Genomic DNA, 13,819 nt, shown 5'->3' with positions numbered 1-13,819 from the left:
GTGTTAGGAGAGAGCGTCGAGGGCCTCCATCAGACACTCAACATCGCGCGCATCCTGGTACAGCCCGAACCCGATCCGCAGCACGTCGCCGCGCACATCCACGATCACGTCCTGCGCATCCAGGGCCGCCTTCCACGCCGCCGCCTGCGGCGAGCGCAAGGCGATAAACCGTGCTGGCGACTCCGGGTTCAACAGCTCCGCCTCCATCGGCAGCCCCGTCAGCACCCGCGCGCGCAAGTCGTCGCAATGCGCGCTGATCGCCGCCGTCGTCAGCCCCTCATGCGCCAGCATGTCGCGCACCGCCACGAACCGGTAGATGCCCGATGGATCGAACGTCGCGCCCATGAACCGCCGCGCATCGGGCGCATAGCCGACTTGTCCGGGCGGCAGCGACAGGTCGTCGAACTCGGCATACCAGCCGGTGATCTCGGGTCGCGCGCCGAAGCCGGGTGGCGCGTGCATAAACGCGCAGCCCTCACCCGCCATCGCGTATTTGTACCCACCGGCCATGTAGAACACGCGGTCGGCCACGCCTGACAGGTCGGTCGGCACGGCCATGAAGCCGTGATAGCCGTCGATCACCACCCACGGCCCCTCCGGCCGCGCCATCGCCGCAAGCGCCGCGATATCCTCGAACACCCGGCCGGTGCCGAATTGGACATGGCTGACGAAGATCAGGTCGTGCTTGCCTTTGGCTGCGCGCTCGACCAGCTGGTCCATCGGCACCCGCTCGACCTTGGCCGCGCCGCTTTCCTCCCAGCGCTCGCTCTGCCGGCGAAAGCTGTGAAACTCGCCATCGCTCGCCAGGATTTGCAGCGGTCGGCGCGGCAGGGCGGAGGCGATGCGCAGCAGCAACTCATGCGTGTTCGGCGCGAAGACCACCGTGTCCGGCGAGGGCAGGTTCAGCTCGGCCGCGACATGGTCCTGCGCGCCGGGCCAAATCTCCTCCATCACTCGGCCCCATTTGCGGTCGGCGAGGCGCGCGGCGTCTTCCCAGGCGGCAAGCTGTCCTAGGTACGATGCGTCGGGCCAGAGATGATGGCTGTGCGCGGCGAAGTGCGTGCGGTCCGGCGCGGCGGCGACCGCGCGCTGGAACAGATGCTTGTAGCTGGTGCTCACAGGGCGGTCCGCAGCGACCAGAGTTCGGGAAAGGCGCGCTTGGTCAGCGTCGACTTTAGGTACGAAACACCGGCAGTGCCGCCGGTGCCCATCTTCATGCCGATCACCCGGCTGACCGTCAGCACATGCTTGTGCCGCCACGTCGCCATCGCGTCGTCGATGTCGACCAGCTTCTCGGCCAACTGGTACAGGTCCCAATGGGTGGTGGTATCGCGATAGACCTGGGTCCACGCAGCCTGCACGCCGTCGTTCGGTTGGTAAGGCTGGGTCCAGTCGCGCGAGAGCGCCACCTCGGGCAGCCCAAATCCGGCAGCCGCAAGCGCCGCATTGGCATCGTCCCAAAGGCTTGGCCGTTGCGCATACTGGCTGCTCAGCGGCCCCGGCACCCCGCCGCCGCGCAGGCCCAGCAGCACCTCCACCGCGCGGAACTGGTCCGACTGAAAGCCCGAGCTCGGCCCCAGCACTTCGCGGAAGCGGGTATAATCACTCGGCGTCATCGTCGCGAGCACGTCCCAGCTCAGCGTCATCACCGCCTGGATGCGGCTGACCCGCGCCAGGCCCTTATACGCCTCGATCAGCCTGCCGGTGCGCACCAGATCCTTGGCCAGCAGCAGCTCGGCGATGATCTGCTTGAGCCACAGCTCCTTGGTCTGGTGGATGATGATGAACAGCAGCTCGTCATGCCGGTCCGACAGCGGATGCTGCGCGTCGAGCAACTGGTCGAGGGCGAGATAGCGCCCATAGGTCATGGGTTCGGTCATGGCGAGCTTGTAGCCCTTCCCCTCCCTGAAAGGGAGGGGGTTGGGGGTGGGTGAGTTCAAGAGGACTCATCGCCTAGCTCCCAAGCATCGAACCGGGCATAGAGCCCGGCCCGACGCTGAACCCACCCCTAGCCCCTCCCTGCTAGGGAGGGGAAGAGTTGGCCCCTCAGTCGCGCAGCAGCTCGTTGATGCCGGTCTTGGACCGCGTCTGCGCGTCCACGGTCTTGACGATCACCGCGCAGTAGAGCGAGGGCCCGCCTTCGGCACCCGGCATCGATCCCGGCACCACCACTGCATAGGGGGGCACTTCGCCGCGATGGATCTGGCCGGTCGCGCGGTCGACGATCTTGGTCGACGCGCCCAGATACACGCCCATCGATAGCACTGCGCCCTCGCCGACGCGCACGCCCTCTGCGACTTCGGAACGCGCGCCGATGAACGCCCCGTCGCCGATGATCACCGGATCGGCCTGAAGCGGCTCGAGCACGCCGCCGATGCCGGCGCCGCCGGAGATATGGACGTTCTTGCCGATCTGCGCGCAGCTGCCGACCGTCGCCCAGGTGTCGACCATGGTGCCTTCACCGACATAGGCGCCGATGTTGACGAAGCTGGGCATCAGCACCGCGCCCTTGCCGATGAACGATCCGCGGCGCACCACGCTGCCCGGCACCGCGCGGAAGCCCGCTGCACGGAATGCCGCGTCATCCCAGTCGCCGAACTTCAGCGGCACCTTGTCGAACCAGCCGCCTTGCATCGGCGTGTTGTCGTTGAGGCGGAAGGAGAGCAGCACCGCTTTCTTCAGCCACTGATTGACCTGCCAGCCGCCGTCCACGGGCTCGGCCACGCGCGCTTCGCCGCTGTCGAGCAGGCCCAGCGCGGTGTTCACCGCGTCGCGGACTTCGCCCTGCGTGGTCAGGCCCAGCTCGGCCCGGTTCTCCCAGGCGGCGTCGATGGTGGTCTGCAGGTCGTTCAACGTTGGTCCTCCAATATGGTGTGCAGCCAGGACCCAAGGTCGCTGACGGTGTAATCGATGAAGCTGCGGTCCTGGTCCGGCGTCTGTTCCGAGCCGTTGTTGATCCAAACGGTGACCATGCCGATGTCCTTGGCCGGCTTCAGGTTGCGCGCCATGTCCTCGACGAACAGCGATTCCCTGGGGTCGATGCCATAGGCTTGGCACATGCCGGCATAGGCGTCGGGATGCGGCTTGGGCTTGTAGTCGGTGGCGTGGACGTCGTGCACCGCTTCAAAGGTGCGGCCAAGACCCAGCCGGTCCAGCACCTTTTCGGCATAGGGCGCGTCGCCATTGGTGAAGACCAGCTTGCGACCGGGCAGCCGCGCCAGCGCCTGGATCAGCGCCTCGTTCTGCTCCAGCACGCTCATGTCCACGTCGTGGACGAAATCCAGATAATGATACGGGTCGACGCCATGTTCGGCCATCAGCCCGGACAGGGTGGTGCCGTGCGCGTGGAAATAGCCCTTCTGCACCCGGTGCGCCTCTTCGGGCGAACAGTTGAGCAGCGTGCGGACATATTCCCCGATCCGCGCATCGATCATCGCGAACAGGTTCGCGCTGACCGGGTACAGCGTGTTGTCGAGGTCGAAAATCCAGTTGCGGACATGGTGTAGCGCCGGGATCATGGCGGCGGGTTAGGCGCGCAGGGGCGGGCTATCAAGCACGTCTTTGCCAGGCGCGCGTGCCGGGCGGGCACGAGTTTCGCTTGGTGCGCGGCGACCAGAACTATCTAGCGTAGCGGCGGCACGCTTCCCATCTCCTGCCCATGACCGCTTATTCTCTGCTCGACCTCGTCCCCATCGTCCAGGGCGGGACCGCCGCTCAGGCCTTCGCCAACGCCGCCGACCTTGCCAAACATGCCGAGGATCTCGGCTTCACGCGCTATTGGGTGGCCGAGCATCACGGCATGGAGGGCATCGCCAGCGCCGCTACCGCGGTGGTGATCGGGCATGTCGGCCAGGCGACCAGCCGTATTCGCGTTGGTGCAGGCGGGATCATGCTGCCCAACCACTCGCCGCTCCAGGTCGCCGAGCAGTTCGGCACGCTCGACGCGCTGTTCCCCGGCCGCATCGACCTAGGCCTCGGCCGTGCACCGGGTTCGGACCAGCGAGTCAGCCGCGCGATCCGGCGTGGCATGGGCGGCAATGGCGAGGAGTTCCCGCAGGACGTGCTGGAGCTTCAGGGCTATTTCGCCGACGATCCCAAGCTTGGCATCCGCGCGACGCCCGGGGCTGGTGCCGACGTGAAGATCTGGATCCTGGGCTCCAGCCTGTTCGGCGCGCAACTCGCAGCGATGCTGGGGCTGCCCTATGCCTTCGCCTCGCACTTCGCGCCGGGGCTGATGATGGAGGCGTCGGACGCCTATCGCCGCAACTTCCGGCCTTCTTCGGTGCTCGACAAGCCGCACCTGATGCTCGGCTTCAACGTGTTTGCCGCCGACACGGACGAAGAGGCGGAATATCTTGCCAGCTCGCAGCAACAGGCGTTCGTTGCGATCCGCACCGGGCAGGCGATCCAGCTGCCCCCGCCGGTCCGCGGCTATCGCGAAGGGCTGGGCGCGCACGGCCAGGCGGCGCTCGACCAGTTCCTCTCGGCCTCGGCAACCGGCAGCCCCGAAAAGGTCCGCCGCGAACTCGCAGCGTTCATTGAGCGCACCGGGGCCGACGAACTGATGCTCACCAGCGCGATGTTCGACCACCAGGCCCGCCGCCGCAGCATCCAGATCGCGGCGGAGGCGATGCAGGGGCTCTAGGACGCCGCCGGCAGCCGCAACCGCACGAGCAGCCCGCCCAGGTCCTCGCTCTCCTCAAGCGCGACGGTGCCGCCATAGATCTCGGCCACGTCGCGCACGATCGCCAGGCCCAGGCCGGTGCCCGGCTTGCCCGTGTCCAGCCGCACGCCGCGGTCGAAGGTGCGGATGCGGTCTGCTTCGGGGATGCCCATCCCGTCATCCTCGACCAGGATCTCGACGAACCCCGCCTGCGCGCGCACCGTCACGAACACGCTGCCGCCGCCATATTTGGCCGCGTTCTCGACTAGGTTGCCGAGCAGGTCGTCCAGGTCCTGCCGCTCGATATGGGCGACTAGATCCTTCTGCCCGTCCACGTCGATGCGGACATTGGGATAGAGCCGCGCAACCGCCCGCTCCACTGCCTCGACCGAGGGCCAGACCTGCGCGCGGCTATGCGCACTGCCGCGCCGCCCGACCGCGCGTGCGCGCGCTAGGTGATGGTCGATCTGCCGCCGCATCGTGCGGGCTTCGCGAATGACGGTGGGCGCCAGGTCGTCCTGGCCCGCCGCGGCGGCGTTCATGATGACGCTGAGCGGCGTCTTGAGCGCATGCGCCAGGTTGCCGGCATGCCGCCGCGCTTCCTCCGCCTGGCGGTCGTTATGCTCGACCAGCGCGTTCAGCTCCTCCACCATCGGCGCGACCTCGGCGGGCATGGCGCCTTGAATCCGCCGCGACTTGCCCGCGCGCAGCCGGGCGATCTCGGTCCGCAATTTGCGCAGCGGCAGCAGCCCGTACCAGGTCTGCAGCGCCACCATCGCCACCAGCCCCAGCCCCAGCAACAGGAAGCTGCGGATCAGCGTGCGCCGCAGCACCGCGATCTGCGCGTTCAGCGGATCGCGCGACTGCGCCACCTGGAACTTCCACCGCACCGGCGATCCCGGCAGCTTCAGGTCGCGCTCGGCGATCCGCAGCGTCGTTTCGGGAAACTCGTCGCTCTCGTAGATGTGCAGGTCGCGGTCGTCATGGATCTCGGCATTGACCTTGAGCTTGCGGTCCCACAGCGAGCGCGACGGGAAAGGCTCGAACCCCTTGCCGCTGATCTGCCAATAGGCGCCCGAATTGGGCTCCAGGAAGCGCTGGTCGGCCAGATCGCGGTTGAACATCACTTCGCCATTGGGCCCGATCTCGGCGGACACGATCATCGAGGTCAGCAGGAAGTCGAGCTGATCGTCGACATTCTGCGTCACCGCCCCGGTCAGCACCCGGTCGAGCGCGATGCCCCCTCCCACCAGCAACAGCATGATCCAAGCGACCGCCACCAGGATCATGCGCCGGCTCACCGATCCGGTGGTGCGCACATATCCGCGCGAGGAAGCGGGGTCCTGCACGTCGTCCTCGGCGGGAGCCTCCTCCCGCCCCGTGCCGAACCACCGGTTCAGCATGCGCTTATGCCGGCTCTTCCAGGCTGTAGCCCAGGCCACGGATGGTGGTGATCACGTCGGGGCCCAGCTTCTTGCGGATCCGCGTCACGAACACTTCGATGGTGTTCGAGTCCCGATCGAAATCCTGGTCATAGATATGCTCGATCAGCTCGGTGCGGCTCACCACCTTGCCCTTGTGATGGAGCAGGTAGCTCAGCAGCTTGTATTCCTGCGCGGTCAGCTTGACCGGCTCGCCGGCCTTGGTGACCTTGCCCGAGCGCGTGTCCAAACGGATGTCGCCTGCGATCAGCTCGGCCGAGGCGTTGCCCGATGCGCGGCGGATCAGCGCGCGCAACCGGGCGATCAGTTCCTCGGTCTGGAACGGCTTGGCGACATAATCGTCCGCGCCCGCGTCCAGGCCCGCCACCTTGTCCGACCAGCTGTCGCGCGCGGTCAGCACCAGCACGGGCATGGTCTTGCCTTCCTTGCGCCAGCGGTCGAGCACGGTCAGCCCGTCGATCTCGGGCAGGCCCAGGTCGAGGATGATCGCGTCATATTCCTCGGTCGAGCCCAGGAAATGCCCTTCCTCGCCATCGGTCGCCAAGTCGACGGCATAGCCGGCGCCTTCCAGCGCGTTCTTCAGCTGCTGACCCAGATTGGGTTCGTCCTCGACGATCAGAAGTCGCATATAGTCTCCAACACCCTCGTGGATTCCCGGTTCAATTGCCCGCCGTTCGCAGGATGCGGCCGCTGCGGCCGTCCACGTCCACCCAGATCACCGATCCATTGCGCAGGAACTTGAGCGTGTAAATCTCCGTTCCGGGATCATAATCAAATCCGAGATACTGTGCGCCCGGCATGCGGGGAATGACGCGCCGCTCGATCTCGCGCGCGGGCAGGTTCTGCCCCATCTGCCGCCGCTGGCTCGCCGCGCTCTGGCCATGATCCTGCCCGCCGACGACGCGCGCCATGGCCACCGCGCCGGAAAGCGAGGCAGCTGCCAGGCACGCGCACAGGACGGGGTTGACCAGCATTCGCATCGGCATCGCATGGGGGTGGGCCATTGAATAGCCCCTGAACGACATTCGGAAGCGGGCGTAACCTGCGGGCAACACTGGCGGTTCCCGCACAAATCCGGACGGGTGTATGGAGCGCCGGCTGGCGGGGAAAGCCTGTGGCGCTCCGGCCCGAACTCGTACACCATGCCGCAAACAGGTTTGGAAGAGGGTAGGATGAAGATCGACGCCAGCGCCATCGGGATCACCGCGGCCATCCTGCTTGCCGGCGTGCCGGTGGCAAGCGCCCAGACCACCAGCGCCGCTCCCGCCCAGCCAACCGAGTTCGCCAGCGCCGACGATGTAAAGGCGCAGGTGCGCGCCATGCTCGCCGAAATGAAGCCCGATCAGGGTTTCATGTGGCGCCCGCTGCTGCGCGACGGCGCGAACGTGGCGGCGGTGGAAATCTGGAAGAAGCCGGGCCTTCCCGCGGTGCATCCCGCGGATGCGGAATATGCCATTGTGCTGGAAGGCAGCGGGACGCTGGTCTCAGGCGGCACCTTGCGCGATCCCAAGGCGCGCAGGGCCGATCTCGTGGAGGGAAGCCGGATCGAGGGCGGCAAGACGCGGCAGCTTCGCGCGGGGGACGTGCTGCTGATCGGCGCGGGCGTGCCGCACTGGTTCGGGATCACGGGCGAACGGCTGGTGCTGCTGGGGATCAAGCTGCCCGGAGCCAAATAAGCGCAGCCGCGCCAGGGCAGACGCGCCGCCATCGGCCGGCGGTAAGGCCTCGAAACCGCCATGACCATTGTGGTTGCGGCAACGGGCCCCTAGGTGTCGCCTGCGCCCCATGCGCGCACCGGTTGAACCGCGGCCCGAGCTTCGTCGCACGGGCGCCGCCGGTTTCCCAGCATCGAACCAAGGTCCTCATGGCTGCTCCCGTTCTCGCCTTCGAAAATCTCGGCCTCAACCAGGGCGTCCGCTGGCTCTTCCGCGGCCTCAACCTCGCGGTGGGCGAGCGCGACCGCCTCGCGCTGATCGGCCGCAATGGCGCGGGCAAGACCACGCTGCTCAAGCTCATCGCCGGATCGATCGAGGGCGATGAAGGCCGCCGCACCATTCAGCCGGGCACGCATGTCGTGCTGCTGGAACAGGAGCCGCGCATGGCCGGCTGCACCACGCTGCTGGATTATGTGATGTCGGGCGACGACGCGCCCCAGCAATATGAGGCGGAAGCGATTGCCGACCAGCTCGGCATCGACCTGGCCCGCGAAGCCGCGACTGCCAGCGGCGGTGAGCGCCGCCGTGCGGCCATCGCCCGCGCGCTTGCCCAAAATCCGGACGTGCTGTTGCTCGACGAGCCGACCAACCATCTCGATCTCGCCGCGATCGAATGGCTGGAGGATTGGCTGAAGCGCTTCAACGGCGCGTTCATCGTCATCAGCCACGACCGAACCTTCCTCACCCGCCTGACCCGTGCCACCCTGTGGCTCGACCGGGGCGCGATCCGCCGCGCCGATGTTGGCTTTGGCGGGTTCGAAGCTTGGACCGAGCAGGTCTATGCCGAGGAAGAGCGCAACGCCGCCCGGCTCGACGCCAAGCTCAAGCTGGAGGAGCATTGGCTCCAGCGCGGCGTCACCGGCCGCCGCCGCCGCAACCAGGGGCGTCTGGAAAAGCTCAAGGAAATGCGCGCCACCCGCGCTGCGATGGTCGGGCCGCAGGGCGCGGCCAAGCTGGTCACGGCGGCCGACGACACCAACACCAAAGTGGTGATCGACGCCAAGAACGTTTCCAAGCGTTACGGCGAGCGCACCATTATCAAGGACTTTACCTTCCGCGTGACCAAGGGCGACCGCATCGGCCTGGTCGGGTCGAACGGCGCGGGCAAGTCGACCTTGCTCAAGCTGCTGACCGGCGAGGTTGAGCCCGACGAAGGCAGCGTGCGCCTGTCCAAGACGCTCGATGCCGTCATCATCGACCAGCAGCGCAGCCTCATGTCGCCGGAGAAGACGGTGCGCGACGTGCTCGCCGATGGCGGCGACTGGATCGACGTGCTGGGCGCACGCAAGCACATCCACGGCTATCTCAAGGAGTTCCTGTTCGATCCCGGCCTAGCCGAGGCAAAGGTCGGCACCCTCTCGGGCGGCGAACGTTCGCGGCTATTGCTGGCGCGCGAATTCGCCCGCCACTCCAACCTGCTGGTGCTTGACGAACCGACCAACGATCTCGACCTGGAAACGCTCGACCTGCTCCAGGAAGTGATCTCCGACTACGAGGGCACCGTGCTGATCGTCAGCCACGACCGTGACTTCCTCGACCGCACCGTCACTGTCACGCTCGGGCTGGACGGCTCGGGCATGGTCGACGTGGTGGTCGGCGGCTATGCCGATTGGGAAGCCAAGCGCCGCCCCCGCACCGAAGGCCGCAAGGCGCCCAGAACCGCGCCGGTGCAGGCCGAGGCGCCGAAAAAGGCCGTCAAGCTCAGCTACAAGGACCAGCGCGACTACGATCTGCTGCCCAAGCGTATCGAAGAGATCGAAGCCCAGATCGCCCGCGACGAAGCCGCCATGGCCGACCCCAACCTCTACACCCGCGATTTCGCCAAGTTCACCAAGCTAGGCGAAGGCATTGCCAAGCTCCGCGAGGAAAAGGACGCGGCCGAGATGCGCTGGCTGGAACTGGCCGAACAGGTAGAATCGCTGGGCTGAACGCAACAAGCGTTTAACACCTCCGTCATCCCGGCTTTAAGCCGGGATCCCGCTTCTTCTTCTAATCGCGCAAGGCCGGGTGACGAAGAAAGCGCGGAAGCGCGGGAAAGCTACCGCGCCAACTCTACCGTGATCCGCGTCCCCTCAGGCCCGCTTTCCGCTCGCAATTCGCCCCCTGCCTGCCGCGCGAAGCTTTCGGTGAGCCGCTGCCCCAGGCCGCCCTCGCGCCCCTTGGCGAGCAGTTCGGGCGAAGTGCCACGGCCATTGTCGATCACGCTCAGCGCCCAGCCGCGCGCGGTGGCCCGGAACTCGACCGAAATGCGTCCGCTTTCGCGGTCGGTGAAGGCGTGCTTGGCGGCGTTGGTGACCAGTTCGTTGACGATGAGGCCGATCGACACCGCACGGTCGCGGGGCAGGGTGACCTGGTCGGACGTGCAGTCGAGCACGATGGCGCCGTGGAGGAACAGCGCTTCCGACAGCGCGGTGCACAGCTCGTCCAGGTAGCTTCCCATGTCCACTTCGCCCGGCGCGGTGCTGCCTCGGTAGAGGTGCCGGTGCGCGCGGGCGATGCTTTGGACGCGCGAAAGCGCGGTGCCCAGCGCCTCCGCGGTTTCCGCGTTGGTGGTGCGCCGCCGCTGCAGGTCGAGCAGCGCGGCGACCACGGCGAAGTTGTTCTTCACCCGATGATCGAATTCTTCCAGAAACAGGTCGCGCTCCGCAATTTGCCGGTCGCGCTCGGCCGCCGCCCGCCGCACCGCGCGGCGGAACAGGTCGGCGATCAGGATCATGATCAGATAGGCGATGATCAGCACGATCAGCCGGGGCGTGTCTTCGGGACGCTTGAGCGTCCAGCTGTGCACGGGCGGCAGCATGAAGAACCAACTGTGCGCCAACGACATCAGGCCGCAGAGCAGCCCTGCAGGCCAGCGCGCGAACAAGGTGGCGAACAGCACCGCGGGGTAGCCAAGGGCAAACGGGCTCGCCCCCGGCGCGAACAGGTCCACGCTTATGCGCAGCAGCAACGCCGCCGCCATGCACAGCAGCGCGAATGCAAGTTGCGTCACCCAGGCCGGCGCGTACGGCGCCAGCCTATCGGGCAGATCGAGTTCCCCTATTCGCCCCATTTCCCAAGTAGAAGCAGGCGCTTCACTGCGGCTTTAGTCAAGCGGCTTCCCGCTTCGTCCGGCAACTTCGACAACATATTGCCACGCAACGCGTCCCGAACGGCTCCCCCGCCGGGTCGCCCACTCCACTGCCTCCTGGCGATCGACCGAAAGACCATGCGCCGCCGCGTAACTTTCGACAACTTCCAGATACAACGCCTGATCCATCGCATGAAACCCAAGACTCAGCCCAAACCGATCCGCCAGTGCCAGACTGTCGTCCACCGCATCGCGTGGGTTGATGGCACTCGCCTGCTCCGCCAGATCGCGCGGCATCAGGTGCCGCCGATTGGAAGTGACGATCAGCCGGCAATTGCCCGGCCGCGCCTCCGCCCCGCCATCCAGCAGCGAGCGTAGCACGCGCGCCTCGCCCGCATTCTCGAAGCCCAAGTCGTCGAGAAACACGGCGAACGCGCGTTTCACCTTTTCCAATCGCGCGAACAACGCGGGCAGCGTGTCGATGCTGGTGCCCGCCACTTCCACCAGCGCGAGATCTCGCCCGTCTGCCTGAATGGCTGCCACCAAGCTCTTCACCAGCGCGGACTTGCCCGTTCCGCGTGCGCCCCAGAGCAGCACGTCGTGCGAGGCGGCACCGGTGCTCAGCCGCTCCAAGGTGCTGCGCAATGCGTGTTGCTGCCGCTCCACCCCGCGCAGCATGTTGAGGGATAGGGGCCGGAAGGCACGGGCTACATTCAGCACGCCGCCGCGCCACACATAGGCGGGGTGCGCATGGGGATCGGCGTCGGCCTGCGGAACGGGGGCCAAGCGTTCCAGTGCGTCGGCAATGCGGATCAAGGGATCTGAACTCATGGCCTCACGCGTACCGCAGCGTTTGCCGCACCGGAATGCCCCATCAGCGCAAGCGCGGGAGCAGCGCGGCGGCCTCAGCCCGGCGGGTGAAGCGGCGGTCGGTAAGCAGGGCCTGGATCAGGGCCGAAGCCTGGCTCTTGTCTCCCGCGTCCGCATAGATCTGGGCCAGCTGCCAGCGCAGATCGGGAGCATCGGGGGCCAGGCGGAGGGCCTTGCGCGTCAGTTCTGCCGCATGCGCAAGATCGCCGGCCTGGTACAAGACCCATCCGAACGCTTCCACGACCAACGGATTGGCCGGGGCGAGCGCATAGGCGGCTTCGCCTAGTTCCTGCGCTTCGTTCGTTGCTCCTGCGCCAGCATAAGCGAGGGCAAGTTCTGCATTGAGCACTGCGTCGCCGTCGCCGATCTGCGAACGCACTTGCTCCAGGGTGTTCATCGCCGCTGCATATTCGCCGGCCCGCAGCTGCGAGCGCGCGGACAGGCGCAGCGCCGTCAGGTTCATCGGGTTTTGCGAAAGGAAGAGGCCGAGCACATTGACCGCCTCCTGGTTCTTTCCGGCAGCGCCTAGCGCTTCGACCAGCCGCGACATGGTGGGCGCGTCGAAGCGGAGCCCCGCGGCGCGCCGGTAGGTGGTGAGCGCGTCGTTCGGGCGGCCGGCCAGCATCAACGCGTCGCCGAGCAGCAGTTGGGCCGATGGGACGCTCTGGTTCGCCGCGGCAATACGCTGCGCGTTTGCCAGAGCGTGCGCATTGTCTCCTGCGGTGTAGAGCCCGCGAAGAAGCGCCACCTGCGCAGCCGGATCACCCGGCCGTTGATCGGCCTGAGCGCTTAGCGTTTCGAGACTGTCGTCGACCGTGAAGGCTCGAGTGCCGGGAGCGGTGGGGGCAAGGCTACGATCGATCAGGCTGGCGGCCCCGTCGCGGTCGCCACTGCGCTCCAACCCGCGCGCGGCGAGAAGCAGTGCGTAGCTGTCGGCGCCAGACAGAGCAGTCACAGGCCGTAAAAGGCTGGTGGCGGCTTCAGCGGAGCCCCGCCGCAGCATCGCGGCCGCCAGCAGCTTGTGCGCGGGCATGTTCAAGGGCTGCTGGTCCAGCAGTGCCTTAAGCTTGGTGATCGCCTGTTCGTATTCGCCCGATTGCAGGTCCAACGCGCCCTTCAGGAGCAGCGTGCCGGGGAGGGTGTCGATCGCGGTACCGGTCTTTGCCAGCAAGGCCTGTGCGAGGGCCGGATTGCCGGCGCGTGCGGCGATGACGGACTGGAGATACAGCGCCTGTGGGCTGTTGGGCTGCACGGCCAGTACCCTGCGCGTCGCCGCGAGGGCATCCACGGTGCGGCCAGCTTCGCCCAGGGTTGCGGCATATTCCACAAGCGCGACGAGACTGCGGGAATCGCGCTTCAACGCGGCTTCAAACCAGGGCAGTGCCGCAACCAAGCCATATTGGCTGCGGACAAGCTCGGCGCGCAGGACGAGGCCGTCGAGATGGTTCGGGTCCAACTGGAGGACGCGTTGCGCGGCCTCGTTTGCGCCTAGCATATCCCCTGTCGCCAGTCGGAAACGGCCGCGGTCCGACCAGATGTCGGGATCGCCGGGCGCAAGTTTCACAGCCTCATCGAATGCATTGTCGGCAGCCTGCCAGTTGCCGCCAGCGGCCAGGGCGCGGCCGCGGATGCGAAGCGCATAGGCGCGGAAGGGGGAAGAGGCCTTGCCGGCTTCATCGACGGCCTTTTGCGCCTGTCCCTGCAGCAGCAACGCATGCGCGCGCAGATGGGGCAGCAGCTTCGGGTCGGCACCGGAGTCGAGGGCACGCTGGATTTCCGCCTCCGCGCCGACTCCGTCCCCAAGCGCGAGCATGGCCCTAGCAAGTGCCAGGTGGGCGGTGGCAAGCGAGGGCTCCTCACGTACCGCCGCAGCCGCAAAGTCGCGCGCGCTGGTGGCGTCGTGTGCTTTCAAAGCCGCAGCGCTGCGAGCCATCGCAGTCCTGGCGTCCAGTTGGGACGCGCCGGAGCCCAGATGGAACCAGGCTACGACCGCGCCGCCAAAGGCGGCGAGCGCCAGGAGGATGACGATCAATCGACGCACGGAGCTCCCTCGGATGGT

The 13,819-nt window shown here is 67.0% G+C and carries 13 protein-coding genes; 3 read left to right on the top strand and 10 right to left on the bottom strand.

What is annotated here, in order from left to right:
• Positions 1-3: 3 nt before the first annotated feature.
• The 4 genes from LQ953_RS03850 to LQ953_RS03835 all read right to left on the bottom strand — a co-directional run bounded on the left by LQ953_RS03850 (position 4) and on the right by LQ953_RS03835 (position 3,518).
• The gene (locus LQ953_RS03850; RefSeq protein ID WP_231029353.1) at positions 4-1,119 is read right to left on the bottom strand and encodes an aminotransferase class V-fold PLP-dependent enzyme; all 1,116 of its coding nucleotides are present in this window, start codon (positions 1,117-1,119) and stop codon (positions 4-6) included.
• A complete protein-coding gene (locus tag LQ953_RS03845) occupies positions 1,116-1,880 on the bottom strand; it encodes a tryptophan 2,3-dioxygenase (RefSeq protein ID WP_231029352.1) in 765 nt (254 codons plus the stop codon). The genes LQ953_RS03850 and LQ953_RS03845 overlap by 4 nt, the downstream gene beginning before the upstream one ends.
• Before the next feature lie 166 nt (positions 1,881-2,046).
• Positions 2,047-2,853, bottom strand: a complete 807-nt coding sequence (gene dapD / locus LQ953_RS03840; RefSeq protein WP_231029351.1) for a 2,3,4,5-tetrahydropyridine-2,6-dicarboxylate N-succinyltransferase — start codon at positions 2,851-2,853, stop codon at positions 2,047-2,049.
• Complete coding sequence (locus LQ953_RS03835) at positions 2,850-3,518, bottom strand: pyrimidine 5'-nucleotidase (protein ID WP_231029350.1); 669 nt, start codon at positions 3,516-3,518, stop codon at positions 2,850-2,852. The genes dapD and LQ953_RS03835 overlap by 4 nt, the downstream gene beginning before the upstream one ends.
• Positions 3,519-3,658: 140 nt before the next feature.
• On the opposite strand from LQ953_RS03835, the gene LQ953_RS03830 reads away from it, so the two are divergent.
• Positions 3,659-4,645 carry an LLM class flavin-dependent oxidoreductase gene (locus LQ953_RS03830; RefSeq protein WP_231029349.1) on the top strand — a complete coding sequence of 329 codons (987 nt, stop codon included), beginning with the start codon at positions 3,659-3,661 and terminating at the stop codon, positions 4,643-4,645.
• Here LQ953_RS03830 and LQ953_RS03825 read toward each other — a convergent pair.
• From LQ953_RS03825 to LQ953_RS03815, 3 genes are all read right to left on the bottom strand, one after another.
• Positions 4,642-5,952, bottom strand: coding sequence for a sensor histidine kinase (locus tag LQ953_RS03825; protein ID WP_231029547.1), 1,311 nt, complete (start codon positions 5,950-5,952; stop codon positions 4,642-4,644). The two genes, LQ953_RS03830 and LQ953_RS03825, sit on opposite strands and share 4 nt — an antisense overlap.
• Before the next feature lie 118 nt (positions 5,953-6,070).
• Positions 6,071-6,733, bottom strand: coding sequence for a response regulator transcription factor (locus LQ953_RS03820; RefSeq protein WP_231029348.1), 663 nt, complete (start codon positions 6,731-6,733; stop codon positions 6,071-6,073).
• Between the two features lie 31 nt (positions 6,734-6,764).
• Positions 6,765-7,109: a PepSY domain-containing protein gene (locus LQ953_RS03815; protein ID WP_231029347.1), complete on the bottom strand. Its 345-nt coding sequence runs from the start codon at positions 7,107-7,109 to the stop codon at positions 6,765-6,767.
• Positions 7,110-7,277: 168 nt separating this feature from the next.
• Here LQ953_RS03815 and LQ953_RS03810 point away from each other — a divergent pair, with 168 nt between their 5' ends.
• Entirely contained in the window at positions 7,278-7,781 is a 504-nt protein-coding gene (locus LQ953_RS03810; protein ID WP_231029346.1) for a cupin domain-containing protein, read from the top strand.
• 188 nt (positions 7,782-7,969) lie between these two features.
• Positions 7,970-9,748 carry an ABC-F family ATP-binding cassette domain-containing protein gene (locus LQ953_RS03805; protein ID WP_231029345.1) on the top strand — a complete coding sequence of 593 codons (1,779 nt, stop codon included), beginning with the start codon at positions 7,970-7,972 and terminating at the stop codon, positions 9,746-9,748.
• Positions 9,749-9,858: 110 nt separating this feature from the next.
• On the opposite strand, the gene LQ953_RS03800 is transcribed toward LQ953_RS03805, so the two are convergent.
• The 3 genes from LQ953_RS03800 to LQ953_RS03790 form a co-directional block, all read right to left on the bottom strand.
• The gene (locus LQ953_RS03800; RefSeq protein WP_231029344.1) at positions 9,859-10,812 is read right to left on the bottom strand and encodes a sensor histidine kinase; all 954 of its coding nucleotides are present in this window, start codon (positions 10,810-10,812) and stop codon (positions 9,859-9,861) included.
• A 93-nt stretch (positions 10,813-10,905) separates the two neighbouring features.
• Entirely contained in the window at positions 10,906-11,721 is an 816-nt protein-coding gene (locus LQ953_RS03795; protein WP_231029343.1) for an ATP-binding protein, read from the bottom strand.
• A gap of 43 nt (positions 11,722-11,764) precedes the next feature.
• On the bottom strand, positions 11,765-13,801 hold the full coding sequence (locus LQ953_RS03790) for a tetratricopeptide repeat protein (protein ID WP_231029342.1): 2,037 nt from the start codon (positions 13,799-13,801) through the stop codon (positions 11,765-11,767).
• Positions 13,802-13,819 lie beyond the last annotated feature (18 nt).

This window comes from Sphingomonas sp. IC-56, from assembly GCF_021043375.1.
Taxonomy (GTDB): domain Bacteria; phylum Pseudomonadota; class Alphaproteobacteria; order Sphingomonadales; family Sphingomonadaceae; genus Sphingomonas.
The sequence above is the reverse complement of the archived record's forward strand: the minus strand, read 5'-3'. Positions and strand labels throughout refer to the sequence as shown.

What these genes read in the sequence shown, in the direction of transcription:
- LQ953_RS03825 (WP_231029547.1), bottom strand. Translation starts at nt 5,952, where the DNA reads ATGATCCTGGTGGCGGTCGCTTGGATCATGCTGTTGCTGGTGGGAGGG.
- LQ953_RS03830 (WP_231029349.1), top strand. Translation starts at nt 3,659, where the DNA reads ATGACCGCTTATTCTCTGCTCGACCTCGTCCCCATCGTCCAGGGCGGG.
- LQ953_RS03810 (WP_231029346.1), top strand. Translation starts at nt 7,278, where the DNA reads ATGAAGATCGACGCCAGCGCCATCGGGATCACCGCGGCCATCCTGCTT.
- LQ953_RS03805 (WP_231029345.1), top strand. Translation starts at nt 7,970, where the DNA reads ATGGCTGCTCCCGTTCTCGCCTTCGAAAATCTCGGCCTCAACCAGGGC.
- LQ953_RS03815 (WP_231029347.1), bottom strand. Translation starts at nt 7,109, where the DNA reads ATGGCCCACCCCCATGCGATGCCGATGCGAATGCTGGTCAACCCCGTC.
- LQ953_RS03820 (WP_231029348.1), bottom strand. Translation starts at nt 6,733, where the DNA reads ATGCGACTTCTGATCGTCGAGGACGAACCCAATCTGGGTCAGCAGCTG.
- LQ953_RS03835 (WP_231029350.1), bottom strand. Translation starts at nt 3,518, where the DNA reads ATGATCCCGGCGCTACACCATGTCCGCAACTGGATTTTCGACCTCGAC.
- LQ953_RS03845 (WP_231029352.1), bottom strand. Translation starts at nt 1,880, where the DNA reads ATGACCGAACCCATGACCTATGGGCGCTATCTCGCCCTCGACCAGTTG.
- LQ953_RS03795 (WP_231029343.1), bottom strand. Translation starts at nt 11,721, where the DNA reads ATGAGTTCAGATCCCTTGATCCGCATTGCCGACGCACTGGAACGCTTG.